Annotated in this window: 24 protein-coding genes and 1 tRNA gene; 16 read left to right on the top strand and 9 right to left on the bottom strand. The window is 69.5% G+C overall.

Annotated features, from left to right (window positions below; all coding sequences use genetic code 11):
• Positions 1–109: 109 nt before the first annotated feature.
• Both ACW172_RS00740 and spbR read left to right on the top strand, forming a co-directional pair.
• A complete protein-coding gene (locus tag ACW172_RS00740) occupies positions 110–907 on the top strand; it encodes a transglycosylase SLT domain-containing protein (RefSeq protein ID WP_492033292.1) in 798 nt (265 codons plus the stop codon).
• A 418-nt stretch (positions 908–1325) separates the two neighbouring features.
• The gene (spbR, locus tag ACW172_RS00735; protein WP_492033291.1) at positions 1326–2468 is read left to right on the top strand and encodes a SpbR family protein; all 1143 of its coding nucleotides are present in this window, start codon (positions 1326–1328) and stop codon (positions 2466–2468) included.
• Positions 2469–2570: 102 nt separating this feature from the next.
• On the opposite strand, the gene ACW172_RS00730 is transcribed toward spbR, so the two are convergent.
• The 3 genes from ACW172_RS00730 to ACW172_RS00720 all read right to left on the bottom strand — a co-directional run bounded on the left by ACW172_RS00730 (position 2571) and on the right by ACW172_RS00720 (position 5105).
• Entirely contained in the window at positions 2571–3047 is a 477-nt protein-coding gene (locus tag ACW172_RS00730) for an Hpt domain-containing protein (protein ID WP_492033290.1), read from the bottom strand.
• Positions 3048–3115: 68 nt separating this feature from the next.
• Positions 3116–3913, bottom strand: coding sequence for an NAD kinase (locus ACW172_RS00725; protein ID WP_492033289.1), 798 nt, complete (start codon positions 3911–3913; stop codon positions 3116–3118).
• 64 nt (positions 3914–3977) lie between these two features.
• Positions 3978–5105 (bottom strand): DUF2336 domain-containing protein, encoded by a 1128-nt coding sequence (locus ACW172_RS00720; RefSeq protein WP_492033288.1) that lies wholly within the window; start codon positions 5103–5105, stop codon positions 3978–3980.
• Between the two features lie 170 nt (positions 5106–5275).
• Here ACW172_RS00720 and ACW172_RS00715 point away from each other — a divergent pair, with 170 nt between their 5' ends.
• The 4 genes from ACW172_RS00715 (at position 5276) to ACW172_RS00700 (ending at position 11404) form a co-directional block, all read left to right on the top strand.
• Entirely contained in the window at positions 5276–6043 is a 768-nt protein-coding gene (locus tag ACW172_RS00715; protein WP_492033287.1) for a class II aldolase/adducin family protein, read from the top strand.
• The gene (locus ACW172_RS00710) at positions 6040–6840 is read left to right on the top strand and encodes a hypothetical protein (protein ID WP_492033286.1); all 801 of its coding nucleotides are present in this window, start codon (positions 6040–6042) and stop codon (positions 6838–6840) included. Before ACW172_RS00715 ends, ACW172_RS00710 begins: the two co-directional genes overlap by 4 nt.
• Positions 6841–7004: 164 nt before the next feature.
• Positions 7005–8168, top strand: coding sequence for an efflux RND transporter periplasmic adaptor subunit (locus ACW172_RS00705; protein WP_492033285.1), 1164 nt, complete (start codon positions 7005–7007; stop codon positions 8166–8168).
• Positions 8168–11404 carry an efflux RND transporter permease subunit gene (locus ACW172_RS00700; protein ID WP_492035031.1) on the top strand — a complete coding sequence of 1079 codons (3237 nt, stop codon included), beginning with the start codon at positions 8168–8170 and terminating at the stop codon, positions 11402–11404. The genes ACW172_RS00705 and ACW172_RS00700 overlap by 1 nt, the downstream gene beginning before the upstream one ends.
• A gap of 125 nt (positions 11405–11529) precedes the next feature.
• Here the strand turns inward: ACW172_RS00700 and ACW172_RS00695 are convergent, their stop codons facing one another.
• Positions 11530–12003, bottom strand: a complete 474-nt coding sequence (locus ACW172_RS00695) for a c-type cytochrome (protein WP_492033284.1) — start codon at positions 12001–12003, stop codon at positions 11530–11532.
• A 158-nt stretch (positions 12004–12161) separates the two neighbouring features.
• On the opposite strand from ACW172_RS00695, the gene ACW172_RS00690 reads away from it, so the two are divergent.
• From ACW172_RS00690 to ACW172_RS00680, 3 genes are read left to right on the top strand one after another with little or no spacing between them, the layout of a single operon-like run.
• Complete coding sequence (locus tag ACW172_RS00690; protein ID WP_492033283.1) at positions 12162–12446, top strand: FeoA family protein; 285 nt, start codon at positions 12162–12164, stop codon at positions 12444–12446.
• On the top strand, positions 12446–14347 hold the full coding sequence (gene feoB, locus ACW172_RS00685; RefSeq protein WP_492033282.1) for a ferrous iron transporter B: 1902 nt from the start codon (positions 12446–12448) through the stop codon (positions 14345–14347). The genes ACW172_RS00690 and feoB overlap by 1 nt, the downstream gene beginning before the upstream one ends.
• Before the next feature lie 39 nt (positions 14348–14386).
• The gene (locus tag ACW172_RS00680) at positions 14387–15166 is read left to right on the top strand and encodes a prepilin peptidase (RefSeq protein ID WP_492033281.1); all 780 of its coding nucleotides are present in this window, start codon (positions 14387–14389) and stop codon (positions 15164–15166) included.
• Between the two features lie 13 nt (positions 15167–15179).
• Here the strand turns inward: ACW172_RS00680 and ACW172_RS00675 are convergent, their stop codons facing one another.
• Entirely contained in the window at positions 15180–15812 is a 633-nt protein-coding gene (locus ACW172_RS00675) for a TetR/AcrR family transcriptional regulator (RefSeq protein ID WP_492033280.1), read from the bottom strand.
• 349 nt (positions 15813–16161) lie between these two features.
• On the opposite strand from ACW172_RS00675, the gene ACW172_RS00670 reads away from it, so the two are divergent.
• A complete protein-coding gene (locus ACW172_RS00670) occupies positions 16162–16362 on the top strand; it encodes a hypothetical protein (protein ID WP_492033279.1) in 201 nt (66 codons plus the stop codon).
• Positions 16363–16368: 6 nt separating this feature from the next.
• On the opposite strand, the gene ACW172_RS00665 is transcribed toward ACW172_RS00670, so the two are convergent.
• Positions 16369–18216: a M56 family metallopeptidase gene (locus ACW172_RS00665; protein ID WP_492033278.1), complete on the bottom strand. Its 1848-nt coding sequence runs from the start codon at positions 18214–18216 to the stop codon at positions 16369–16371.
• A complete protein-coding gene (locus ACW172_RS00660; RefSeq protein ID WP_492033277.1) occupies positions 18213–18599 on the bottom strand; it encodes a BlaI/MecI/CopY family transcriptional regulator in 387 nt (128 codons plus the stop codon). The genes ACW172_RS00665 and ACW172_RS00660 overlap by 4 nt, the downstream gene beginning before the upstream one ends.
• Positions 18600–18937: 338 nt before the next feature.
• Here ACW172_RS00660 and ACW172_RS00655 point away from each other — a divergent pair, with 338 nt between their 5' ends.
• Positions 18938–21259 carry a TonB-dependent receptor gene (locus ACW172_RS00655; protein WP_492033276.1) on the top strand — a complete coding sequence of 774 codons (2322 nt, stop codon included), beginning with the start codon at positions 18938–18940 and terminating at the stop codon, positions 21257–21259.
• Positions 21260–21502: 243 nt separating this feature from the next.
• The gene (locus ACW172_RS00650) at positions 21503–21946 is read left to right on the top strand and encodes a hypothetical protein (protein WP_492033275.1); all 444 of its coding nucleotides are present in this window, start codon (positions 21503–21505) and stop codon (positions 21944–21946) included.
• A 15-nt stretch (positions 21947–21961) separates the two neighbouring features.
• Here ACW172_RS00650 and ACW172_RS00645 read toward each other — a convergent pair.
• Positions 21962–22037 (bottom strand) — tRNA-Thr (locus ACW172_RS00645).
• 47 nt (positions 22038–22084) lie between these two features.
• Between ACW172_RS00645 and ACW172_RS00640 the strand changes: the two genes are divergently transcribed.
• Positions 22085–22477, top strand: coding sequence for a DMT family protein (locus ACW172_RS00640; RefSeq protein WP_492033274.1), 393 nt, complete (start codon positions 22085–22087; stop codon positions 22475–22477).
• Here the strand turns inward: ACW172_RS00640 and ACW172_RS00635 are convergent, their stop codons facing one another.
• A complete protein-coding gene (locus tag ACW172_RS00635) occupies positions 22478–23242 on the bottom strand; it encodes a hypothetical protein (protein ID WP_492033273.1) in 765 nt (254 codons plus the stop codon).
• Between the two features lie 208 nt (positions 23243–23450).
• Between ACW172_RS00635 and ACW172_RS00630 the strand changes: the two genes are divergently transcribed.
• The 3 genes from ACW172_RS00630 to ACW172_RS00620 all read left to right on the top strand — a co-directional run bounded on the left by ACW172_RS00630 (position 23451) and on the right by ACW172_RS00620 (position 25303).
• On the top strand, positions 23451–23750 hold the full coding sequence (locus tag ACW172_RS00630; protein ID WP_492033272.1) for a hypothetical protein: 300 nt from the start codon (positions 23451–23453) through the stop codon (positions 23748–23750).
• A 23-nt stretch (positions 23751–23773) separates the two neighbouring features.
• A complete protein-coding gene (locus tag ACW172_RS00625) occupies positions 23774–24100 on the top strand; it encodes a hypothetical protein (protein ID WP_492033271.1) in 327 nt (108 codons plus the stop codon).
• 141 nt (positions 24101–24241) lie between these two features.
• Entirely contained in the window at positions 24242–25303 is a 1062-nt protein-coding gene (locus ACW172_RS00620; protein ID WP_492033270.1) for a helix-turn-helix transcriptional regulator, read from the top strand.
• Positions 25304–25405: the final 102 nt, after the last annotated feature.

Here is a 25405-nt window from a genome sequence, read left to right as displayed (position 1 = left end):
TGTCGGCTTTTGGGCAAGGCACAGCTTATCAGCGCTTACCTGCCGCGAAGACGCGCGGAGGTGGCGAATTTACCTTTCGTTAACCACGTTCGACGAGCGTCCGAGCATCATGGCGGTTGGATCGATTCCCTCATCGAGCGGCGTGGAGGCGGCCATCCGGCGCGCCTCGACGGCGACCGGCGTGGACTTCGACTTCCTGATGAAGACCGCGCGGCGCGAGAGCGCCTTCAACCCCCAGGCCCAGGCGCGGACGTCGTCGGCGGCGGGGCTGTTCCAGTTCATCGAACAGACCTGGCTGGCGACCGTCAAACAGTCGGGCGCCAAGCACGGCTACGGCCAGTACGCCGACCTGATCCATCAGGGACGGGACGGGCGCTGGCGTGTCGACGGCTCGGCCCGCAACGTGGTCATGGACCTGAGGTTCGACCCCCAGGCGGCGTCCAGCATGGCGGCGGAGCTGACGGCGTCCAACGCCGCCTATCTGCGCGGCCGGACGGGCAAGGAGCCGGGCGCCGGCGACCTGTACGCCGCCCATTTCCTGGGGCCGGCGGGGGCGGCGCGGCTGATGCAGGCGATGGACGCCAACCCGGGCGCCAGCGCGGCGGCGATGTTCCCCGACGCGGCCCAGGCCAACCGCCCGATCTTCTACCGCGACGGCCGACCGGCGACGGTCGCCGAGGTCCACGCCAATCTGCAGCGCACCGCCGGAGACGGAGCGCCGGCCGCCGACGCCAGCCGTTCGCCCATGACGCCGCCGACCGATCAGGAGCGGGACATCATGATGGCCGCGCGTCTGGACCGGCTGAAGCAGAACGAGAGCCTGCTGGCCCTGCTGCTGGGCCAGGACGGGGAGGGGAAGGGCGGTGGCTTCGGCGGCGCCTACGGGCCGGAGACCGACGCGGCCTAGGGTCCGCGCGTGCACTCGAAAAAACCGGGTGCAAAAAGTGCAATTCTGAAAGTGGCGTATGAGGAGGCGGCGGTCAGGCCGTTGAATTTACGGCTTCGATGTCGCGACACCGCTTTGCACTCGGCCGTGCAAGCGCGTGCAGAACCGGAGCCGGCGGATGTCGTCCTTCGCCTATCGTATCGCCTGCGATGTCAAAGACCCGAAGGCAGCCTACCACGGCGCAGGACCCTGCTGGACCGATTGTCGATTTCCGCGGAAAGGGCATGTGATTTCAACGCCGGCCTGTCGACGGATATGCGAGGTCAGACCACGAGGTCGGGGCCGATCTTCGTAGAGTTGGTAAACCGGACGTTAAGCATGGCAAGCTGAGGATCGACCGGGGGCCGATTCTTCGCTCGCCCGTCTCAAGAGCCGCCGCATGACCGCCTTTCGCGCCCGTCTGACCGAGTTCGACATCCGCCGGCTGATCAAGGCCACGGACGAGGACGAACGCGCCTCCGCCGCCCACAAGCTGTGCCGCAGCATGGACCGGGCCGAGCTGACCGACGCCGACCGCGAGGCGGCGCAGAAGATCCTGCGCGTGCTGGCCAATGACGCCGCCGAACTGGTGCGCCGGTCGCTGGCGGTGACGCTGAAGGCCTCGGACCTGCTGCCGCACGATGTGGCGCGGCGTCTGGCGGCCGACGTCGACAGCGTGGCCCTGCCCATCATCGGCGCCTCGCCCGTCTTCACCGACGACGACCTGATCGAGATCGTGCGCGCCGGATCGGCCGTGCGCCAGGTCGCCATCGCCGCCCGGCCGAAGGTGTCGCGCGACGTCGCCGAATGCCTGAGCATCGACGGCTGCGAGATGGCCGTGCGGACCCTGGCCTCGAACGACAACGCCGACCTGTCCGAAGGGGCGATGATCCGCTCCATCGACCGTTTCGGCGACACGCCCGAGCTGGTCGCGGCCCTGTCCTATCGCCAGGTCCTGCCGCTGGATGTGACCGAGCGGCTGATCGCCCTGGCCAGCGACGCCGTGCGCGAGCACCTGATCAGCCGCCACGCCGTGGCGCCCGAGACCGCCATCCGCCTGGCCACCTTCGCGCGCGAGCGCTCGACCATCGATCTGGTCGATCAGGCCGCGGCCAGCCCCGACCTGCCGCGCTTCGTGGCCCAGCTGAACGCCCGCAAGGCCCTGACGGCGTCGCTGCTGCTGCGGGCCCTGGCGCGGGGGCAGATGGTGCTGTTCGAGCACGCCGTCGCCGAACTGGCCTCAACGCCGCATTCGCGCGCCTGGCTGATGGTGCACGACGCGGGGCCTCTGGGGCTGAAGGCCATCTATGACCGCGCGGGCCTGCCGCCGCGGCTGTTCCAGGCCTTCCGCGCCGGGGTCGACACCTGGCGCGCGCTTCAGGCCGAGGGCGCCGACACCTCGGGCGAGGCCTTCCGCCAGCGGATGCTGGAGCGCTTCATGACCCAGCGCCCCAACGCCCCGCGCGACGACCTGGCCTATCTGATGGAGCGGCTGGACCAGCCGCCGCTGCCGACAGCGGGCCGCAACGCCTCGGCGGCCTGAGGCTTCTCCGGAAACGAAAAACGCCCGCTCGGTCCGAGCGGGCGTTTTGCTGTTCTGTTGGCGTCATGCTCGGCTCGCGGAGCCTCGCGACCAGAGCGCGGGTCAGACCTTGTAGGCGGCGACCTCGGCTTCGAGGGTCTCGGCCAGGACGCGGCCGGTCGGGTGGTCGTCGGTCTGGATCTGGTCGCGGACCACGGCCTTGATGGCGTCGATGTGGGCGTCGAGCAGACGGACCGGGGCGGCGGCGCGCTTGGTCGGGTCGTCCAGCAGCTTGCACAGCGAGCCGGCCAGGCGGGTGACCAGCGGATATTGATAGGTGGTGCCGAGACCCTTGAGGTCGTGGGCGCGGAAATACAGGCCCTCGGCGGTCTGGGCGTTCAGGCCCTCGGCGCGGATGGCGGCCTGGGCGGCGTCCAGCTTGTTGATCTCGTCCTGCAGCCACTGGCCGAACTGGGCCGACATCGCCTTCAGGGCCTCTTCGGCCTTGGCGATAGCGTTGGCGTCGATGCCGCCGAAACCGCCGCCGACCTTGAGGCGCAGCGTGTTGGGCGGACGGATGACCTGGGCCGGGTTGCTCACGGGAACTCCTGCGGGACGTGCAGGCGCAGCATGCTCCCGCCAGGCTTAAGGAACGGTGACCTTTCGGCTCAACCGGTGAATTGTTCGAGCAAAACCCGTTCCTCGAAGGAGCGGCCGGGTTCGAACAGCATGGTCAGGGCGATGTCGCGGCGTTCGCGCACATCGACGCGGGCGACGCGGCGGACCTCCAGATTGTCGGCGACGGCGCTGACGGGGCGTTTGTCGTGCTCCAGCACCTCGAAACTGACCCGGGCCTCGTGCGAGAGCAGGGCGCCGCGCCAGCGGCGGGGACGGAAGGCGCTGATCGGGGTCAGGGCCAGCATCCGGGCGTCCAGCGGGATGATCGGGCCGTGGGCCGAGAGGTTGTAGGCCGTCGAGCCCGCGGGGGTCGCGACCATGCAGCCGTCGCAGATCAGCTCGTCCAGCCGGACCCGCCCGTCGACGGTGATGCGCAGCTTGGCGCTCTGGCGCGTCTGGCGCAGCAGGGAGACCTCATTGATGGCCAGGCCGCTGGAGACCTCTCCGGCCTCGTTCCAGGCGTCCATCTGCAGCGGGTGAATGACGGCGCGGCCGGCGGCGGCGATTCGGGCCGGAAGATCGTCCTCCTCATAGTCGTTCATCAGGAAGCCGATCGAGCCCCGGTTCATGCCGTAGACGGGGGTGCGGCGCGTCAGGTCGCTGTGCAGGGTCTCCAGCATGAAGCCGTCGCCGCCGAGGGCCACGATGACGTCGGCCTCCTCGACCGGGACGGAGCCGTAGCGTTTGGCCAGCCGCGTGCGCGCGAACTGGGCCTCGGGCCGCTCGCTGGCGGTGAAGGCGATGGCCAGGTCGGGGGCTATCGGCGAGGAGGGAGCATGATCGGTCACGCCGACACGCAAGCCGAGCGCGGCGGCGAAGTCAAATACCGAAGTGCGATTTCAGGTCGCGAACTCAGGCCGCGAGGTCGGCGACCATGGCGCGGAATTCGCGGGCGGCGTCGGCCTGGGACAGGGCCGACATGCCCCAGTCGCCACCCCAGCCGGGCAGGCCGTTGGTCAGTTTGCGGATCTCGTCCAGCACGGCCGGGAAGACGGCGCGGTCGATGCCGACGGCGCTGCAGGCCAGGAAAAGGGGCTGGGGCGTGGGGCGCGAGACCGCGCTGCGGATCTGGGTCACGCTGAAGCCGCCCAGCGCCGCGAGTGAGTGTTCGAACAGGCTCAGGCGCTTTTCGCGGATGGCGCGGATCAGGAAGCCGGGACGCAGCTGGCCGGCGCTCTGCAGCTTGGCGACCAGACGGCGTTCCATCTCCTCGCGTTCGGAATGGCTGGGCTGGGGCGTGGCGGGGACCGGAACCCGGCCGGGGCCGATGCTGATGACGGCGGTCTCGATGGCTTCGGCCAGGGCGGCGTCGTCGACGCGGAAGCGTTCGCCGATGGCCTGACGCAGGGCGTGGCCGACCAGGCTGTAGAGCTCGCGGGCCAGGGTGTCGTTGAGGCGGGGGTGACGCGTCAGGGGCGCGCGCAGGGCGGCGATGCGGCGCGATTGCTCGACCAGACGGCCGAGGCCGGCCTCGCTGATCTCGGCGGTGCGGTTGGAGGCCAGGGCGGTCATGGTCGCCGGCTCGGCGGCGTCGATGATGGCGTCGGCGACGGCGCCGCTGAGCATCGGGCGGCGGGCGACCTCGATATGATGCTCGACCGTGGCCTCGACCAGGATGCGGATCAGGTCGTGATCCTTGAGCAGGGGGCTGTTGGCGATGATCGGACGGGCGATCTCGATCTCGTCCAGCGCCAGCATGTTGACGAGGGCGAGGGGCGCCCATTCGGCGCCGGCGAGGCTCTCGGCCAGGGACTTGCGGATGTCGTGTTCGGCCTGGCGGGCCAGGGTCAGGAAGATCTCGGTCAGGACCGGCGAGACCTCGGCGCCGGCCGGTGTCGAGTCGCACAGGGCGGCGATGCCCAGCAGAAGGCGTTGGCGGTCGTCGGTGGTGCGGCTCTTCGCCAGGGTCAGCAGGTCGGCGGGCGAGAAGCTCGCAGGCCGCGTGGGGGCGAAGGTTTGCAACGAGGCGACAGCGGTCACGGCGAGAACTCCGGTCGGATCAAGCCCGATTCTGGAGAGAAGGGTGCGGTACCGGTCATGAAAACGGGGTTAATGGACCATCAACCTTACCTTGCGGCACGCTTGACGACGTATCGTCGGGGGAGGACGGTAGAGGCCACGCCCGGAGAGGCGACAGGAAGGATACCCTCATGGCCGACGGCGCCGCCCCGCAAAGTCTGAAGTCCCGCGTTTCCGAGGCCGAATGGCAGGCCCGGGTGGATCTGGCCGCCCTCTACCGGCTGGTCGCCCTGCACGGCTGGGACGACATGATCTTCACCCACATCTCGGCCCGGGTGCCGGGGCCCGAGCATCATTTCCTGATCAACCCCTACGGCTGGTATTTCGAGGAGATGACGGCCTCGGCGCTGGTGAAGGTCGATCTGGACGGCAACATCGTTCAGGAGACCCAGAGCTTCATCAATCCGGCGGGCTTCACCATCCACTCGGCGGTGCATGCGGCGCGCGAGGACGCCCACTACGTCATCCACCTGCACACCACGGCGGGGGTGGGCGTGGCGGCGCAGCAGGAGGGTCTGCTGCCGATCGGCCAGAACGCCTGCCTGCTGCAGCATCAGGTCGCCTATCACGGCTATGAGGGCCTGGCCCTGAACCACGACGAGCGCGAGCGGCTGGTGGCGGATCTGGGCGACAAGCCTCTGATGCTGCTGCGCAATCACGGCACGCTGGCGGTCGGTCAGACGGCGGCGGCGGCCTGGATCGGCATGTTCTTCCTGGAGCGGGCCTGCGCCCAGCAGGTGGCGGCCCTGTCGGGCGGCCGCGAGCATGTCCTGATCGCTCCGGAGGCCGCGCAGGAAGAGACCAAGCAGCAGGGCGGGGGACTGCCCTTCGTCGCGGCCCTGGCCTGGCCGGGCGCGCTGCGCATGCTGGACCGCAAATCCCCGGGCTACGACGCTTGAAGGCGGCCGCGGCGCTTCTCGCAGGCGTCGCGGTCCTTCTGCCCTCCGTGGCCGTTGGTCCCGCGTGGGCGGGCGCCTGGACCCAGCCGAAGGGCAGGGGCCAGGTCATCGTCAAGTATGAGGATATGCGCGCCGATCAGGGGTTCGACTCCGACGGCGAGCGCGTCGACCTGCCGGAAGAGCGCCGCGACGCCTCGGCGGGGGTCTTCGCCGAATACGGCGTCACCGACCGGCTGACAGTCCAGTTCAAGGGCGACTGGCAGGACGGGGAGGACGCTTTCGTCGCCTATGAGGGGCGCGGCCCGCTGGAGGTCGGCCTGACCTGGCAGGTCTGGCGCGACGACAGGGCGGCCGTCAGCCTCTACGGCGGCTATGCCTCGGCCGGGGAGGGGCGTAACGCCGGATACGCCGCCCCGGGCGTCGGCGACCATGATTTTGAGGCGCGGGTGTCCGTCGGACGGTCGTTCGGCGGTTTGCCCGTTCGATGGGGCCCCGACCGGTCCTTCGTCGAGTTTCAGGCGGCGCGGCGGATTCGCGACGGCCTGCCGGACGAGACCCGGGTGGATGTCACCCTCGGCGGGCATTTCGGCGAGGACTGGATGGTGCTGGCCCAGGCCTTCGGCGGGGCGGCGGACGACGACGGCGTCGTCGAAGGCGCGCGCTGGCTGTCGATGGAGACCTCGGTGGTGCGCCGGCTGGGCGACTGGAGCCTGCAGGCGGGCTGGCGGCAGACGGCGGCGGGGCGGGAGACGCCGATCTCGGGCGGGCCGGTTGTGGCGGTCTGGCGCCGGTTCTGAAATCGCCCGGAAAAAGCCCCGACTGCGACATTCGCGACCGACGGAGTTACGAACGTCGAGCGTTACAGAGACTTTAGTTGCCTCGACCGCAGGACCGGCTATGTCCGTGCCCGCCTGAAAAGTCATCAGACGTCCGTCCCCCCACGGCTCCCGAGAGTTCCTGCGTGATCAAACGCCACTTCTTCCTTGTCGCCGCCGGCGTCATGCTCGGCCTCATGGTCCTGGCCGCCGTGTTGCACGTCGCCTTCGCCAAGGATGAAGGGGCCGGCAAGGCCGGTCCGGGCGGCGGCGGCGGTCGCGGCGGCGGCCGGGGCCAGCAGGTGTCGGAGGCGACCGTGTCCTCGCGGTCCTTCAGCGACACCATCCGGGTTCTGGGCGTGGCGCGGGGCCAGAGGTCGGTGAACATCACCTCCAACTCGACTGAACTGATCACCGCGGTCCTGTTCCGCGACGGCCAGCGCGTCGCCGCCGGCGCGCCCCTGGTTCGGCTGCAGGCCCGCGAGGAGGATGCCGGCATCATCGAGGCCCGTGCCCAAGTGACCCAGGCCGAGCGCAACGCCGAACGCTATCGCCAGCTGGCCGAGAAGGGCATCGCACCGCGCATGACGGCCGAACAGGCCGAGACCACGCTGGAGACGGCGCGCGCCTCGCTGGCGGCGGCCGAGGCCCGGCTGGGCGACCGGATGATCCGCGCCCCCTTCGCCGGGACCCTGGGCCTGACGACGGTCACGGCGGGGACCCTGATCAATCCCGGCGCGGTGATCACCACCCTGGACGACACCAATACGATCCGCGTCGATTTCCCGGTGCCCGAGCGGTATCTGGGCGTGCTGCGGCCGGGCCTGCCCCTGACCGCCACAGCCGACGCCTATGGCGGTCAGGCCTTCCAGGGCCACATCGCCCTGATCGACACCCGCATCAACGAAGCCACGCGCGCGGTCACCGCCCGGGCCGAGTTCCCCAATCCCGGCGGCCGTATCCGCCCCGGCATGCTGATGCGCGTGGCGGTGGCCCAGGGCCAGCGCCAGAGCCCGGCCGTGCCCGAGGCCGCCATCCAGTATGAGGGCCAGGGCGCCTTCGTCTATCGCATCGCCAAGGGCCAGCGCGGCTCCACCGCCCAGCGCGTCGAGGTCGAGACCGGCGCCGTCGAGGGCGGTTTCGTCGAGATCGTCTCGGGGCTGAGCCTGGGCGACAAGGTCGTCGGCGGCGGTCTGAACCGCATCCAGCCCAACGCCCCGGTCACCGTGGGCGGCGGACGGGGCGGCGGCGCACGCGGCGCGGGCGGTCATGCTCCGGCTCAGGGTCAAGCCCAGGGCGCCGCACGATGATGCTCTCCGACGTCGCGGTCCGGCGGCCCGTCTTCGCGGCGGTCGCCGCCATCGTGCTGTGCGTCATCGGCGCGGCGGCCTTCTTCTTCCTGCCGGTGCGCGAACTGCCGGACGTCGACCCGCCGGTCGTCTCGATCAGCACCAGCTACGCCGGGGCCTCGGCCGAGGTCATCGAGAACCGCATCACCGAGCCGGTGGAGCAGCAGATCGCCGGCATTCAGGGCGTCGAGCGGATCACCTCGTCCAGCCGCGACGGCCGCTCGAACGTGACCATCGAGTTCTCGCTGGACCGCAATATCGACGACGCCGCCAACGATGTGCGCGACCGGGTCGCCCGGGTCGTCGGCCGTCTGCCCGAACAGGCCGATCCGCCGGAAGTGTCCAAGGCGGACAGCGACAGCTCGCCGATCATGATCCTGTTCCTGCGGTCGTCGACGATGAACCGGCTGGAGCTGACCGACTACGCCGACCGCTATCTGCTGGACCGTCTGGCGACGGTGCCCGGCGTGGCCCAGGCGCAGATCTTCGGCGAGCAGCGCTACGCCATGCGCATCTGGCTGAACGCCGGGGCCATGGCCGCGCGCGGCATCACCGTGACCCAGGTCGAGAACGCCCTGAACGCCCAGAACGTCGAACTTCCGGCCGGTGCGCTGGAATCGACCGACAAGGACTATACGGTCCGGGTGGCCCGCACCTATGCCCGGGCCGAGGACTTCGCCCAGCTGCCTATCGGCACGACGGGTTCGGCGCCGACCGCGAGCACCCTGACCACCACCAACGCCAATACCCAGCCGTCGACCTCGGGTTCGACCGGGGCGATCATCGGCGCCAACCGCTATGTGACCCGTCTGGGCGATATCGCCCGGGTGGAGGAAGCGCCGGCCGAGGCGCGGCGTCTGTTCCGCGGCAACGGGCTGGACCAGATCGGTCTGGGCGTCACTCGTCAGGCCCAGTCGAACGACCTCGCCATCTCGGACGGCGTGCGCAAGGCCCTGGTCGACATGCAGGCCAGCCTGCCGCCGGGGACCGAACTGGTCGTCGGCTCGGACAATTCGGTCTTCACCTCCCACGCCATTTCCGAGGTCTGGATCACCATCGGCATTTCGCTGGCTTTGGTGGCCCTTGTGAACTTCATCTTCCTCGGCAGCCTGCGGGCGGCCCTGATCCCCTCGATCGTGGCGCCGATCTGCCTGCTGGCGACCTTCATCGTCCTGGCGCCGCTCGGCTTCTCCCTGAACCTGCTGACCCTGCTGGCCCTGGTGCTGGCCATCGGTCTGGTGGTCGATGACGCCATCGTGGTGACCGAGAACATCCAGCGCCGTCTGGACCACGGCGAGCCGCCGCTGGTCGCGGCCGAGCGGGGCGCACGCCAGGTCTTCTTCGCCGTCGTGGCCACGACCATCGTCCTGCTGGCGGTGTTCGCGCCCCTGCTGTTCCTGCCCGGGTACGTGGGCCGTCTGTTCGTCGAGCTGGCGGCGGCGATCGCGGCGGCCGTGGCCTTCTCGGCCTTCCTGGCGCTGAGCCTGTCGCCGATGCTGGCGTCCAAGATCCTGAAGCCGGCCTCCGGCTCGGGCTGGGTGGCGCAGCGCGTCGACAAGGCGATGGATGTGCTCAAGAACAGCTACGGCGCCTCGCTGGACCTGCTGGTCGGCAGCCGCATCGCCGTCATCGGCGTGATCGCCCTGATCCTGGTGGTCGGGGGCGGGGCGGTCGGGATGTTCTTCGTCCTGCCCAACGAACTGGTCCCGCAGGAAGACCGCGGTCGGGTGCAGGTGCGGGTCCAGGGGCCGGAAGGCGCCGGCTTCGACTATACGAAGAAGATCATGCTCGGCCTCGAGCCCATCCTGGCCCAGTACAAGGAAGACGGCGAGGTCGAGAGCTATCTGATCTCCTCGCCCGGCTTCGGCGGCGGCAGCTACAACTCCGGCAACGCCACCCTGATCCTCAAGGACTGGTCCGAGCGCGACCGTCCCGCCGACAAGATCGCCCAGGAGCTGAACGGCAAGCTGCGCGGCCAGACGGGCGCCCAGGTCAACGCCTCGATCCCGGGCGCCTTCCAGCGCGGCGGCGGCGGGGGCGGCGGCTCCTCCAACTCGGTGGAGATGATCGTCACCGGGCCGGAATATGAGGACATCTATCGCTGGCTGCAGCCGGTGCTGGCGGCCTCGCTGGAGCACCCCGGCTTCTCGCGTCCGCGCCTGAACTACGAGCCCAACGCCCCGCGCCTGCTGGTCGATGTGGATCCGGAGAAGGCGGCGGCCCTGGGCGTCTCCTCGCAGGAGATCGGCCGGACGCTGGAGACCATGTTCGGCTCCCGCCGGGCCACGACCTACATCCGTGGCGGTCAGGAGTACGACGTCATCCTGCAGACGGACCGGGTGAACCGGTCGGGCGTCGGCGATCTGGAGGGGCTCTATGTCTCGACCGGATCGGGGACCCTGATCCCCCTGTCGTCGGTGGTCGACACCAAGACCAGTGGCGACACCCCGGACCGTCGCCGTCTGGACCGTCAGCGCTCAATCAGCCTGCAGGCCGACCTGAACCCCGGCGAGACCATCGCCGACGCCGTGGCCTTCCTGAACGCCGAGGTCGCCAAACAGCCGCAAGGCGTCGTGGCCATCCAGTGGGGCGGGGCGGCACGCGATCAGGCGGAAGCGGGCGGTGCGGTCGGCGCGGCCTTCGGCCTGGCCCTGCTGCTGGTCTTCCTGGTGCTGGCGGCCCAGTTCGAGAGTTGGATCACGCCGGCGGTGATCATGCTGACGGTGCCGCTCGCGGCGGCCGGCGGTCTGTTCGGCCTGCTGATGGCCGGGTCCAGCCTGAACATCTATTCGCAGATCGGCCTGATCATCCTGATCGGGGTCGCGGCCAAGAACGGCATCCTGATCGTCGAGTTCGCCAACCAGCTGCGCGACCAGGGCCGGTCGATCCGCGAGGCGATCATCGAAAGCTCGACCCTTCGTCTCAGGCCCATCATCATGACCTCGATCGCCACCGCCTTCGGCGCCCTGCCGCTGGTGCTGTGGCACGGGGCGGGGGCGGGCAGCCGCCAGACCATCGGGGTGGTGATCTTCACCGGCGCGATGTTCTCGACCCTGCTGACCCTGTTCGTGGTGCCGGTGATCTACGGCGCGCTCGCCCGCTTCACCAAGTCGCCCGAATGGACCGCCCGCAAGATCGAACAGTGGGAAGCCCAGGAAGCCACGGCCAACGACCCGGTCCCGCACGCGGCTGAGTAGTCCTCCCCCAACGGGGGAGGGGGACCGCGAAGCGGTGGAGGGGGCAACCCCGGACACCGTGTGCGCGGCGAGCTTCCACCGTCACGGCGCAAGCGCGCCGCGCCACCTCCCCCGACGGGGGAGGATCAGCGCTTGGCCGCCTCGACGCTCAGATACGCGATGACGTCGCGGCGGTCCTCGGCGTCGGGGAGGCCGGGGAAGGTCATCTTGTTGCCGGGCAGGAAGGTGCGGGGGTTGGTCAGCCAGTGGTCGATGTGGTCGTCGTCCCAGGCGAAGCCGGCGCCCTTCACGGCCTTGGAATAGTTGAAGCCCGGATGGGTCCCGGCGACCCGGCCGATGACGCCATAGAGGTTGGGGCCGGTCATGTTCGGGCCGTTGGCGGTCGCCGTGTGGCAGGCCTTGCAGCGGGCGAAGACCTTGGCCCCGTGCTCCAGATCGGCCGTGTTGTACGGCGCGGGCAGGGCGGCCAGCATGGTCGCGCGCTGGGCGTCGGTCAGGGGCGGCGGAACCGGCACGGGCGGCGCCGCGGGCGTGCTCTCGCCCGATCCGCAACCGCCGAGGGCCGCCAGCATCGCGCCCGCCAGGATCATTCGCCGCATGGTCGTCTCCCGCCTGTCGGAAACCCTGATAGCGCAAGCGCGGCCGTGTGCAATCGGACGGCTTGACCTATGGACGCCATGGTATCGCACCTGATAATCAGTCACAGATACGGCGACCTTTACCCTGTCGTCGGCATCCGCGTTCCGAGTGGTCCTGAATGTCCAACATCATCAAGCTCAGCGAGGCCCGAGTGGGCGATCGCGGCGTCATTACCTCCGTGGGGACCCACTGCCATCACGAGGCGGCGGAGACCGAGCTGGAACGGCGCCTGCTGGAGCTGGGTCTGGTCGAGGGCGCGCGGATCGAGCTGATCCATGAGGGGCTGTTCGGGCGCGATCCGATCGCGGTCAAGGTCGACGACATGCGCGTGGCCCTGCGCCGCAAGGAGGCCGCCAGCCTGACCCTTCGCCTCGGCGACGACATCGCGGAAGCCGCCGAATAATGGACATCGCCGTTCGCCCCGCCCGGGTCGCCCTGGTCGGCAATCCCAACTCGGGCAAGACCGCCCTGTTCAACGCCCTGACCGGCGCCCATCAGAAGGTCGCCAACTACGCCGGCGTCACCGTCGAGCGGAAGGAGGGGATCATCCGTTCCGCCTCGGGCCGCAGCCTGTCGGTGCTGGACCTGCCGGGCACCTATTCCCTGCGCGCGCGCAGCCCGGACGAGGAGGTCACCCGCGACGCCGTCCTCGGCAAGCTGGCCGGAGAGGCCGAGCCGGACGCCATCATCTGCGTCGCCGACGCCACCAATCTGCGCCTCGTGCTGCGGCTGGTGCTGGAGCTGAAGCAGGTCGGGCGGCCGATGGTGCTGGCGCTCAACATGTACGACATCGCCCAACGCCAGGGCCTCCGCATCGATCTGGAGAAGCTTCAGGCCGAACTGGGTCTGCCGATCGTGACCACGGTGGCGACGCGCAAGCGCGGCGTCGACGAGCTGATTTCGCAGGTCGAGAGCCTGACCCTGACCGCCGCGCGCGACGAACCGGCGACCGGCGGCTGGCATGCGCCGGACGCCGCCGGGATCCGCGCCGCCCACCGCCGCGCCGAACAGATCATGCGCGACTGCGTGCGTCCGCCCGAGCGGCCCGACACCCTGACGGGCAAGATCGACGCTGTCCTGCTCAACCCGGTCGCCGGCCTGGTCATCCTGCTGGCCATCCTGTTCGTCATGTTCCAGGCGGTCTTCACCTGGGCCACGCCCCTGATGGACGCGATGGACGCGGGCTTCGCCCTGCTGGGCAGCGGGGTCAGCGCCCTGATCCCCGACACCGGCGTCTGGGTGCTGGTCCAGAGCCTGCTGGTCGACGGCGTCATCGCCGGGGTCGGCAAGGTGCTGGTCTTCCTGCCCCAGATCGTCATCCTGTTCGCCTTCATCATCCTGCTGGAAGACTTTGGCTATATGGCCAGGGCGGCCTTCCTGATGGACAGGATCATGGGCGGGGCGGGCCTGCACGGCCGGGCCTTCATCCCGCTTCTGTCCAGCTTCGCCTGCGCCATTCCGGGCGTCATGGCCGCGCGGGTGATCGATGCCAGGCGCGACCGGATGACCACCATCCTCGTCGCCCCCCTGATGACCTGTTCGGCGCGCATCCCGGTCTACACCCTGATCATCGCCGCCTTCATCCCGCAGCGGACCGTCTGGGGCTTCGTCAATCTGCAGGGGCTGGTGATGTTCGGCCTCTATGCCGCCGGCATCGTCTCGGCCCTGGCGGTCTCCTTCGTCATCCGCAAGATCTTCTGGAGGGGCGCGGTCGAGCCCTTCATGATGGAGCTGCCGACCTACAAGATGCCCGACCTGAAGAGCGTCGGCTTCAACCTGTGGGTCCGGGCCCGGATCTTCATGGAGCGGGCGGCGCGGATCATCCTGCCGCTGATGATCCTGATCTGGGTGCTGTCGACCTTCCCCTATCCGCCCGAGGGCGCGACCGGCGCGGCGATCGACTATTCCTTCGCCGGCATGATCGGCCATGCGCTGGAGCCGATCTTCCGGCCCATCGGCTTCAACTGGCAGATGGTCATCGCCCTGGTGCCCGGCATGGCCGCGCGCGAGGTCGCCGTGGCGGCGTTGGGCACCGTCTATGCGGTCGCCGATACCGACAGCGCCGGCAGTCTGCTGGGCGCCACGCTCGCCGCCCAGTGGTCGCTGGCGACGGGTCTCAGCTTCCTGGCCTGGTATGTCTTCGCGCCCCAGTGCGTGGCGACCCTGGGCGTGGTCAAGCGCGAGACCAACAGCTGGGGCTGGATGTGGGTGATGGTCGCCTACATGTTCGGCCTGGCCTATCTGGCCTCGTTCGTGACCTATCACGTGGCGGTCGCCCTTGGCGGGGGCGCGGTCGGGGGCTAAGCCCGGAAGGCCGCACAGGGCGCGGCGCCGGATTCGTCCATGCCGCTTGTCGCCGCCACGGCCGTTCTGTCGGGTCTGTTCGGACTGATCGTCGGAAGCTTCATCGCGACCGTCAGCCTGCGGCTGGCGCGGGACGACGAGGCGGTAGCGGGCCGGTCCCGCTGTCTGGGCTGCAATGAGCCTCTCAAGCCCTGGCAGATGATCCCGGTCATCAGCTGGCTGATCCTGCGCGGCCGTTGCGGGCGGTGCGGAGCGGCGATCTCGATCCGCTATCTGCTGATCGAACTGGCGGCGGGCGCGATCGGGGTATGGGCCGTGCTGCACGGCGCCGCCCCGGCCGCGATGATGGGCGGCTCATGGCTGCTGATCGGGGCGACGGCCCTGCTGGGCTGGCAACTGCTGCTGATCGCCGTGGTCGACGCCGAGAATTTCTGGCTGCCCGACATCCTGACCCTGCCGCTGATCGGGACGGGACTGGTCGCCTCGGGCCTGCTGGCGCGGGGGATACCGCTCGCCCAGATCGTCGGGGCGGTCATGGGGTTCGTCCTGCTGTGGCTGATGGCCTGGCTCTATCGGCGGGTCCGCAAACGCGATGGTCTGGGCGGGGGCGATCCGATCCTGTTCGCGGGCGCGGGCGCCTGGGTCGGCGTGACCGGCCTGCCCAGCGTCCTGCTGTGGGCCTGTGTGGTCGCCCTGTGCCTTGTGCTGGGGCGGCTCCTGATGCGCCGGCCGGTCAGCGGGGCGGACCGGCTGCCGTTCGGGACCCTGCTGGCGATCGGCGCCGGGCTGACGTGGATCTACGGACCGCTGGGGCTCTAGCGAGCGGCCCCGATCAACGCCCGGTGACGATCTTCACGACGATATGGGCGGTCGTGTCGATGATGGCCTCGGGCGGGGTGTCGCCGCGCCGGAGCAGTTCGAAGCCGTCGGCCATGGCCTCGACCAGATTGGCGACCTGATAGGAGGTCAGGCGCGGGTCCAGCCCCTTGGCGTGATAGCCGGTGGAGTGGGCCTGGGCGATACGGCGTTCGAAGGCCAGGTGAACCCGGCGCAGACGCTTTACCCGGCTCTCGATGAAGCCCGCCTCGCCCTTGTCGGCCAGCATGTGCTCGATGCGCAGCACCGGTCCGTGTTCGTGCCAGAAGGCCAGGACGTCGACGACATAGGCGCGGGCGGCGAGAAAGGCGTTCTCGCCCGACCAGTCCCCGTCCAGATGCCGGGCCAGAACCTGGAAGTCCGTCGCGCAGTCCTCGCACAGGGCCAGGACAGGCTCCTCGACCGTCTTGAAGTAGGTGTAGAAGTTGGACGGCGACAGGTCCGCCTCGGAGGCGACGTCGGCGACCCGGATTTCACCCAGATGCCGGCTGTCCAGCAGGCGGCGCGTCGCGGTCAGGATGGAGGCCCGGGTGCGGCCGCCGCGCGCGCCGATCCGGTGTCCCAGCTTGTTGATGTTCGAGGGGGCCATGGGGGAAGTGTCGTCCGGCGGGGCGCGTTCGCTCTCGACCTGAGGCGAGAAGGGGAAAACGGGCCGTTTCCCGCCCGCGCATCTGTTTCGCCAGATTTGCTGCGGCGCGTCAACGGACGGCTTTGGCCCCGACCTTGGGTGAGGCTTTTGGGCGAGGTTTCGGCCAAGGCCGACCGAAGGCTTGCGCCGTGTCCGGATGAGTTTGGAAAACCGGCGTATTTACGACTTGGTAAGGACTGCCGACCGGCGCTATCCTGTCATCATGTCGAGGGGGGCGCTGACAGCTTCCGGCCTGATCGCGGCGCCGTTTGCGGCGTCGGCGGTCTCGTGTTCGCGGAAAGGCTGAGGCATGGATCTGCCCGTCGACGCCGCGCTTCTGTCCTACTCCATCCAGCCCGAGGACACCGGCGCGCCGGGCGCCGGCCCCTGGGTCTGGACGGTGATCGACGAGGACGGACGAAAGATCATCACGGGCCTGGCGCCGAACCAGGACCTGGCCCAGACCCAGGCCCGCAACGCGATTTCCGACCGGTCCCAGACGCCTTTCTAGAGGCTGTCAGGCTGGATTGGCCGCCTGGCGCTGAAGCTCGTCGGCGCGACGTTCCATCTCATCGGCGCGCTCCGGCAAGGTGCGCGACAGCTCCTGCAACCGCTCATCGGTGACGGTGCGGCCCTGTTCGCGGTTCCTGGCGATCTGTTCGGCGCGATAGGCGGGGTCGCGCAGACGCACGCCTTCCTCACGCATCTCGCGCGCGCCACGCCGCATCTCCTCGGCACCGCGGCCCATCTGGACCCGGGCGTCGGCGCGGGCGCGGGTGGCCTGCTGGCGGGCGATCTCGGCGCCGGCGCGGGCCTGGTCGGAGCGGGCCATGGCGGCGCGCGCCTGAACGCGGGCGGCGTCGGCCTGGGCGCGGGCCTCGGCCTGAGCCCGAGGCGCGGCGACGGCGCGGGCCTCCGCCCTGGCCTGGGCGCGGACCTGGGCGGCTTCGGCGCGGGCGGAGGCGGCCTGCTGGCGAGCGACATTGGCCTGCTGGCGGGCCTGGGCGGACTGGGCGCGGGCCTCGACGGCGGCGCGTTGCTCCTCGGGCGTGGCCTCGCGGCTGATCGAGTAGCTGTAGCCGTTACCGGAGCTGTAGCTGAAGACGCGGCCCGGGGCCGGGGGAGCGGGCGGGGCCGGAGGGGCGGGCGGCGCCCGGAGCGCGGACGGGGGCGCCGGAGGGGCAGGGGGAGCCGGAGGAGAGACCCTGGACCACTCATAGCTCTCAGGCGCGGCGACGGGCGCGGCAGGCGGGGCGGGCGGCGCCGGGGGCGTCGGCGGGACGCCCGGGGCGTCCTGATCCGGCAGCGGAGCCATCGGCGGAAGCGGGGGCAGGGGCGCGATGGCGGCGACGGCCGGGATTGGAGGCAGGGGCGGCAGGGGCGAAGCTTCGAAGCCGTGCTCGCGCAGCTCCAGCGCGGCGAGCGGGGTGGCGACGGCGGCGAGAGCCGCGACGGTCAGGGCGACGGTCAAGGGGCGGCGGCGGTTCGGCGAGGCGGTCATGATGCAGGCGATCCTTCGTTTGAGGGTGCGGGCGTCTGCCGCCATCGGGGTGGCGGCGTGCGAGAGAGAGGGCGGACAGGCGGCCAGCCGGACCAGTGCGCGGGCGTAGGTCGAGGCGTCGACGTTCCGCAGGGCTTCGGCGTCGGCGGCCTCCTCCGACCGGGCGGCGAGGACGGCGTGCAGCCGCCAGACCAGCGGATTGAACCAGAACAGGGCCACCGCCAGCCGCGACAGGATCAGGAAGACCCAGTCCCTGCGCTTCAGATGGGCCAGTTCGTGGGCCAGGACGGCCGGGGCGGTCTCGGCGGCGTCCAGACTGGCCGGATCGACGATGATGACCCCGGGCGAGACGCCCCAGCTGAGCGGGCTGGACAGACGGTCGCTGCTGACCAGTCGGGGGCGCGGCGCGGGCGCAAGACGGGCGAGCGGGGTCAGCCAGGCCGGGGCGGTGACGGTGCGGCCCTCGCGCGTCCAGCGGTCGAGTGTGGCCAGACCCAGCAGGAAGCGGCCCGCGACGGCTGTGGCGCCCAGGATCCAGATCGCGGCGGCGATCAGGGCCGGGGACGGCGGCGGCAGGGCGCCGGAGACCTCGACACCCGCGACGGGACCGATCTGCCCGGCCCAGAGCGGATCCGCGGCGGCGGGCGGGACCTGTGGTGCGATCTGGGGCGCCGGCAGGATCGCCAGGGACAGGGCGGGCAGAAGGGCGGCGATGACCGGCAGGAGCAGGAGCACGCAGACGGTGGCGCGCAGGATATCGACGCGGTCCGCGGCCCGGCGGCCGATCCAGTGGGAGGCGGCCAGACCGGCGCCGGCGACGAGGCCGGACTTGATCAGCAGGGAAAGGAAGAGGGCCAGGGTCATGACCGGCCGCCTTGCTTGCGCTCGGTGGCCTCGTCGATGGCGCGCTCCAGGGCGGCGGCCTCTTCGGGCGTCAGGCGCTGGCCGAGGCCGAGCAGGGCGGTGGCGGCGCTGGCGGCCGATCCGGCGAAGAAGGTGTCGATCATCTTCTGCAGGGCCCCGGCCGCGACGGCGTCCGTGCGCGGCACGGGGCGATAGACGACGCCGGTAGCGGCCTGGCTCCGGGCCACCAGCCCCTTGGCCTCCAGCCGGGCCAGCAGGGTGCGGACGGCGGAATCGCTGATCGGGTCGGCCAGGGCGTCGCGGACGTCGGCGACGGCGCCGGCCTCGAGCCGACAGAGGGTCTCGAACACCTCGCGCTCCCGCCGGGGAAGGGTCTCGATCATGACAGGTCCCTCGCAAGGTTCGCTACATTTGTAGCGCTACATGCGTAGCGAATTGGGTCAGGATTGAGGCCGCGAAATGAACTCGCCGTAGGGTGGGCGGGAGCCGTCGGCACGGGCCCTCGGCCTCGGCGCGGGCCTGGATCGCGAACGCTCGTCCTTATGAGGTCGCGGCATGAGGTCGCAGCCGCCCGATGTATCAAAACCGACATGATCGGGACACGGGCGCGTCACGCGTCGTACATTTCCGCGTCACGGAGAATACATTTGCCTGTCTCAGACCTGTGAACTGAGCAAAACAATTCCGCCCTAGTTTTGGCGTCCTCACTCAGGGGACAATAATGAACCGCCAAAACAAACTGCGCGTCCAGCTTCTGCTGGGCAGCGCTCTCATGGCTGCTGCTATCCCGGCCTTCGCCCAGGCCCAGACCGCTCCGGCTGCCGAAGAGCAGACGACCGCTCTGGATGACATCGTCGTCACCGCGACGAAGCGCGAAACCAATCTGCAGGACACGCCGATCTCGATCTCGGTCGTCAACGCCGAGGCCATGGCCGACCGCCACGTCCAGAGCCTGATGGACCTCGCCGACGGCGCCGTCCCCTCGCTGCGCGTCCAGACGTTCGAAGCCCGCCAGTCGGCCCTGACCATCGGCATCCGCGGCATCGTCCCGAACGACGCCAACCAGCCCGCCCGTGAACAGGGCGTCGGCGTCTATGTCGACGGCGTCTACCTGGCCCGCCAGCACGGCCTCGGCGCCGCCCTGCTCGACATCGAACGCGTCGAAGTCCTGAAGGGCCCGCAAGGCACCCTGTTCGGCCGCAACACCGAAGGCGGCGCGCTTTCGATGGTGACCCGCAAGCCCACCGGCGAGTTCGGCATGCGCGCCGTCGCCGGCGTCGGCAACTACAGCTCCTACAACTCCGAACTGCACGTCAACTTCCCGTCGTTCAACGACTTCGCCTTCAAGGTTGACGGCGTCATCTCGGTGCAGGGTCCGATCACCAAGAACCCGCTGCCGGGTCAGACGGGCTTTGGCGAATACGACCGCCGCGGCCTGCGCGTCCAGACGCGCTGGACCCCGACCGACAACTTCACCGCCGACCTGGCCGCCGACATCGGCAAGGACAAGAACACCCCGTTCTACAGCCAGCTGCTGAACTTCAACCCGAACAACCTGACCGTGGTGCCCTTCACCTCGGCCACTGTTCCGTCGGGCTCGATCCGCGCCCTGGCCCCGATCGTCCAGGTCAACGGCACCAGCGTGATGCGCGTCGCCGACATCGGCGTGCCGCAGCAGTACAGCGTCGACGACACCCGCGGCACCGACCTGCACCTGTCGTACCGTCCCAACGACAGCGTCGAGCTGCGTTCGATCACCGCCTACCGTGAAGTCGACGTCGAACAGTACGACAACATCGCCGGCGCCCACCGTCCGCCGGTCGTCGGCCCGAACGCCAACTTCAGCCGCTACTCGCTGGCCGGCTTCTGGCAGCACCAGTTCAGCCAGGAGCTCCAGGCGGTCGGTTCGCTGGGTGACAGCATCGACTACGTCGGCGGCCTGTTCTACTTCAAGGAAACCGTCTCGGACGACGCGGCGACCCCGTCGACCAACCGCTGGAACGCCGACGGCACGGGCTACACGATCAACGATCCGACCCCGACCATCCGCGGCTTCCGCTCGATCGACCGCGCCTCGACCGCCCATTCGGAATCGAAGGCCGTCTACGGTCAGGCGACCTGGACCCCGACGGGTCTGGACGCCCTGCACCTGACGGTCGGCGGCCGCTACACCTGGGATGACAAGGACGGCGTCCTGTCCACGGTCAACAACGCCGCGACGAACTTCACGTTCGCCTCGTCGGTCAAGCGTTTCGACCCGATGGTCACCCTGGCCTATGACGTCTCCGACCAGATCAACGTCTACGCCAAATACTCGACCGGCTACCGCGCCGGCGGCGCCTCCTCGCGCTCGCTGACCTACCGCTCGTTCAATCCGGAAGAGGTCAAGGCCTACGAACTGGGTCTGAAGAGCGACCTGCTGGACAACCGTCTGCGCCTGAACGCCGCCGTCTATGCGATGGACCGTACCGACAGCCAGATCGACTTCAGCCTGGTTACCGTGGTCGGCGCCTCGACCCGCAACACCCTGGAAACCATCAACGCCCCCGGCACCACGAAAATCCGCGGCGCCGAGCTGGAAGGTCAGTTCCAGGCCACCGAGAACCTGCGTCTGTCGGCCTCCTACGCCTACACCGACGCGAAGATCCCGGACACGGTCAACCCGTTCAACGGCGTCCTGCAGCAGGTGTTCATCGCCTACACCCCGGAAAACGCCTTCAGCGCCGCCGCCGACTTCGACACGCCGCTGATGGGCGCGACCTTCAAGGCTCACCTGGACGTCAACTACGCCGACGCCACCCAGAGCTTCGACCAGTTCGCGATCAAGAACGACCAGTCCCTGATCGTGAACGGCCGCGTCGCCATCACCGACATCCAGACGGCGCCCGGCGCGCCCTCGCTGGAAATCTCGGTCTGGTCGCGCAACCTGCTGGACGAGCAGTATGTCTACCGTCGTGACCCGTCCAACCGGAACACCCTCGGCGACTACGGCAACTTCAACACGCCGCGCACCTTCGGCATCCAGCTGACGGCCAAGTACTAAAGCCGGTTCGGCGTCCCTGACGCCGACATCGTCAAGTCTCTGTGAGCCTCCCCGTCGCACCGCGGCGGGGAGGTTTGCGTTTGTGGCAAGGCCCGCGTGTCAGGGTTGAGACGTTTGTTCCGTGCGCGGCCCTTGCGGTCCGGGCGCGACGGAGCGACTGTCCGCCCCTTCGTTTCGCGGCGCCGGGGGCAGGGTCGCGAACTTCTCGACCCGCTGGCTTCGACGCCGATGATCGTGCTTCTGATGGCTGTGGCCGTTCAGACCGCCGCGCCCGCCGAGGGCTGGGCCGGGGCGCCGACGTCTGACCAGTGCTATGTCGAACTGGCCGCCGGATTGAACGATCCGGGCATCGTCTCCGACCCCCAGGTCCGGCTGCGGCTGCAGGCGGCCGGCGAACGCTTCGCGACCCTGGCCGCCGGCGAGTTCCGCGCCATTCAGGCCCTGCCGCATGACCGCGAGGCGGATCTTCTCGAGCTGAAGGCGATGGCCGCGCGCGGAGCCGTCAAGCCGTCCGAGGTCGAGCGGGCCGCCGCCGACTGGGACCGGGCGATGCAGGGACACCGCTATCTGATCAACCAGATGCTGAGCCGCTATCCGTCGTGCGACTTCCTCGGCCCCCTGCGCGCCTCGCCCGATTATCAGACCATCGTCACCGCCGCCGCGCGGGTGACGGAACGGCCGGGGTGAGCGGAGGAGGGCGGCTGGTGCCGGCTGCAGGAATCGAACCCGCGACATCCAGTTTACAAAACTGGCGCTCTACCAACTGAGCTAAGCCGGCCCTTCAGCGGGCGCGAGGATGCGGTCGGCCCGCGTCCGGCGCGGGTTATGCTGGCGGAAAGCGTCGCGGGCAAGCATCTTGCGCCGATGCGGCTGTCGTTTCCCTACATCGCCCCGATTCTGATGCTGGTGCTGTCGAATGTCTTCATGACCTTCGCCTGGTACGGGCACCTGAAGTTCGGCTCGAAGCCGCTGTGGATCGTGGTCGGGGTCAGCTGGGCCATCGCCTTCTTCGAATACTGCCTGGCCGTGCCCGCCAACCGCATCGGCCATACGGTCTATTCGGCGGCCGAGCTGAAGACGATGCAGGAGGTGATCACCCTTCTGGTCTTCGCCGTCTTCTCGGTGACGGTGCTGGGCGAGAGGCTGACGATGAACCATGCGGTCGGCTTCGCCATGATCTTCGGCGGCGCATGGTTCATCTTCCGCGGGCCGTTCTGATCAGCCCGCGTGTCGGGCGAAGAAGGTCTCCAGCTCATCGACCTGGTCCAGTTCGGCGCGGTTGAATTGCGCCGCGAGGCCGGCGTCCTCGGCGTCGGCGGCCGCCTTCATCCCGGCCAGTGTCACCGCGAACCTGCTCTTCAGCGCGGCGTCAGTGACCCGGCTCTGGATCGCGGCCCACCGGGTTTCGGCGAAGGCTGACGCCGCCCGGGCGTCGTCCCAGCGCGTGGGCGTGGCGGCCAGATCGGCGCCGTAACGGAAGCCGGAATAGTCGAGCAGAGCGACCTCGACCGGCGCCGATCCGACATTGATCCCCGCCGAGACGAAGAGGCGATAGCCCTCGATCGAGGCGATGGCGAGGTCGGCGCGATTGTCGGCAGCCCGGGCCTGCCGGATCTGCTCGAGTCGGTGGACCAGTTCGGCCTGCGCCGGCGCCGGGAGGCGTTTGCCGTCCCGCGACGACGCGGCGCGGGCGCTGGCGATGGCCGCATCCAGCTGGGCGGGCGTGTCGGTGAAGGCGGCCTCGGTCAGGGTCTCGAAATATTCGGACGCGACCATCGGCGCGATCCGCTGGATTTCCGCGTCGGCGACGAGGGGCAGGGCAGGCGTCCCCGCAGGGGCCGTCGAGGCGGGCGCCGCTGGGGCGGGCGGGGCGGAAGGCGTTTCGGCCGCCTTCTGACAGCCGGCGGCGGTGAGGACGATGGCGACGAGGGCGGTGATCGCCGAAGGCGCCGCGATGGCGTTCAGGCGAGGGTTCGGGTGCATGACGTCAGGTCTCCGAAGGGCGGAATGGGCCCCGTCGGGATCATAGGGCCCGCCATGATGCGCTGGGTCTGACGGCGAGATTAAAAACGGTCCGATCGCCTGCCGGGACCGGGGGCGGCGGGCCCACGGAAAATCCTTGGAACCTCCACATGCCTTGTCGGCGGCGAAGCAGCATAGGGGGAAGGACAGACGAACAGGGACGGACGCCATGACCCACATCTCCTCGCACGACGCCCCCAAGCCCTTTCTCAATCCGGTCCGGGTGATCGGTTGGGGTCTGATCGCGGCGCTGCTCAGCGTTCCGGCGGTCGCCATGCGCTTCACCCATGAGGTCGCCTGGACCCCCTCCGATTTCGTCTTCGCCGCCGTCCTGCTCGGCGGCGCGGGACTGGCCTTCGAACTGGTCTTCTGGCGCGCGCGCGGGCTTCAGGTCCGGCTGGCGCTGGGCCTGGCCATCCTCGCCCTCGTCCTGTTCGTCTGGGCCCAGGGAGCGGTGGGGATTTTCTAGGGCGGAATCTGAGGACGCCGACCATGACGCTGAGTTCGGCGCGCCGATACCTGCCGTTGATCGCTGCTGTGGCCTCCTTCGCGACGATGTGGGTCTTTGCGGAGCACCCGCTGGTATGGAAGTGGATGGGGCGTCCAAATGAGGTCTATCCGGAATTTATCTTCCTGATTTTTGGACTACCCGCCGGTATCGTGGCGGTCGCTTCCGGCTTGTGGATTGCTTGCGCGCCTCACCGATCCGGCGGACGACCCCGGTCCACCAAGATCGCACAAGTCATCAACGCCCTAGCGGTGGCGATCTGCGCAGGGCTGATGGCGTTTGCTCTTTGGGCCTTCCTGAACCGAGCATAACCTCAATCTAACTCGCGATCCGGTCCGCTTGCCGGTCGGCGCTACCGCATCGGTCATCGAGGCATGGCCATCATCCTGCTCGTCAGAAGCCTTGGTGCGGTGGGGATTTTCTGATCCCGCTGTGAACGATAGGGTCCAGCCATGCCGCTGGACCAGCTCGACGTCATCGTCCGTGTCGCCGGGGCGACCCTTCTGGTGGTCGCCGCGATCGGCAAATGGCGCCGGGCGGATCGGGCGGACGACCGCTGGTTCGCGCCGCTGGCCCTGTGCCTGTGCGGCTTTCTGGCGGGCAATACCCCGGTGTCGGCGCTGCAGTTGGGCGGCCCGGTCGGTCATCTGGCGGTTCTGCTCAGCGGCCTGACGGTCGCCTTCCTCTGGTGGTTCTGCCTGTCGGTTTTCGACTGGACCTTCCGGCCGCGCGGCGCGGTGCTGGTCGTCGGCCTGATCTGGATGGTCGTGGCCTGTGCCGACCGGGGCGTCTTCGGCGAGGTCCTCGCCCAGCGCGGCCTGTCCTTCGTCCTGATCGCCATGGGGCTGGGGATGATGGCCTGGCTGGCCTGGCGGCTGATCCGCGACCGGGAGGGCGATCTGATCGACGGCCGCCGCCGCTCGAGACTGTGGGTCGCCGTCCTGCCCGCCGCCCAGCTTGTGGCCGACATGGGCGCCGATCTGGCTTTCGGTCTGGACTGGCAGCCGCAGCTCTTCTCCATCGCCCAGAACGCGGCGGTGCTGGGCTTCACCGGCTGGCTGCTGGCGCTGGGCGGAGAGCGGGTCCTCGCGTCGCCCGCCGCCGTCCGGACACCGACTTCCGATCCCGAAGAGACCGCGCTGGAGGCCCGGCTGCGGCGTCTGATGGAGGTCGAGCAGGTCTGGCTGGATCCCGATCTCGACCTCGCCGCCTTCGTGGGCCGGATGGGGGCCTCGGAGCGGGCGGTGCGGCGGCTGATCCTCGACCGGCTGGGCTATGACCACTTCCGCACCTTCGTGAACGCCGCCCGCATGGCCGAGGCGCGGCGGCTGCTGGCCGATCCGGTGCGGCGTGAGGAGAAGCTGATCGTCATCGCCATGGACAGCGGCTTCGCCTCCCTGCCGTCGTTCAACCGGGTGTTCCAGCAGGCCGAGGGCGTCAGTCCCGGCGCCTGGCGACAGGCGCGGCTCGCGCGGACCGGCGCCGAGGCCCGCCAGACGGCGCCCGCCGCGTAAATCGCACCGTCGCAAGGTTTTGAGATGCGGTTGGCCGGGTTCTGAGAAGCCCGGACGCCGTCGACCGTCCTATCCGTCGTGCTCTCGCAGCCAGTGGAGTGA

The organism is Brevundimonas sp. ALps5, assembly GCF_058681645.1.
The sequence above is the reverse complement of the archived record's forward strand: the minus strand, read 5'-3'. Positions and strand labels throughout refer to the sequence as shown.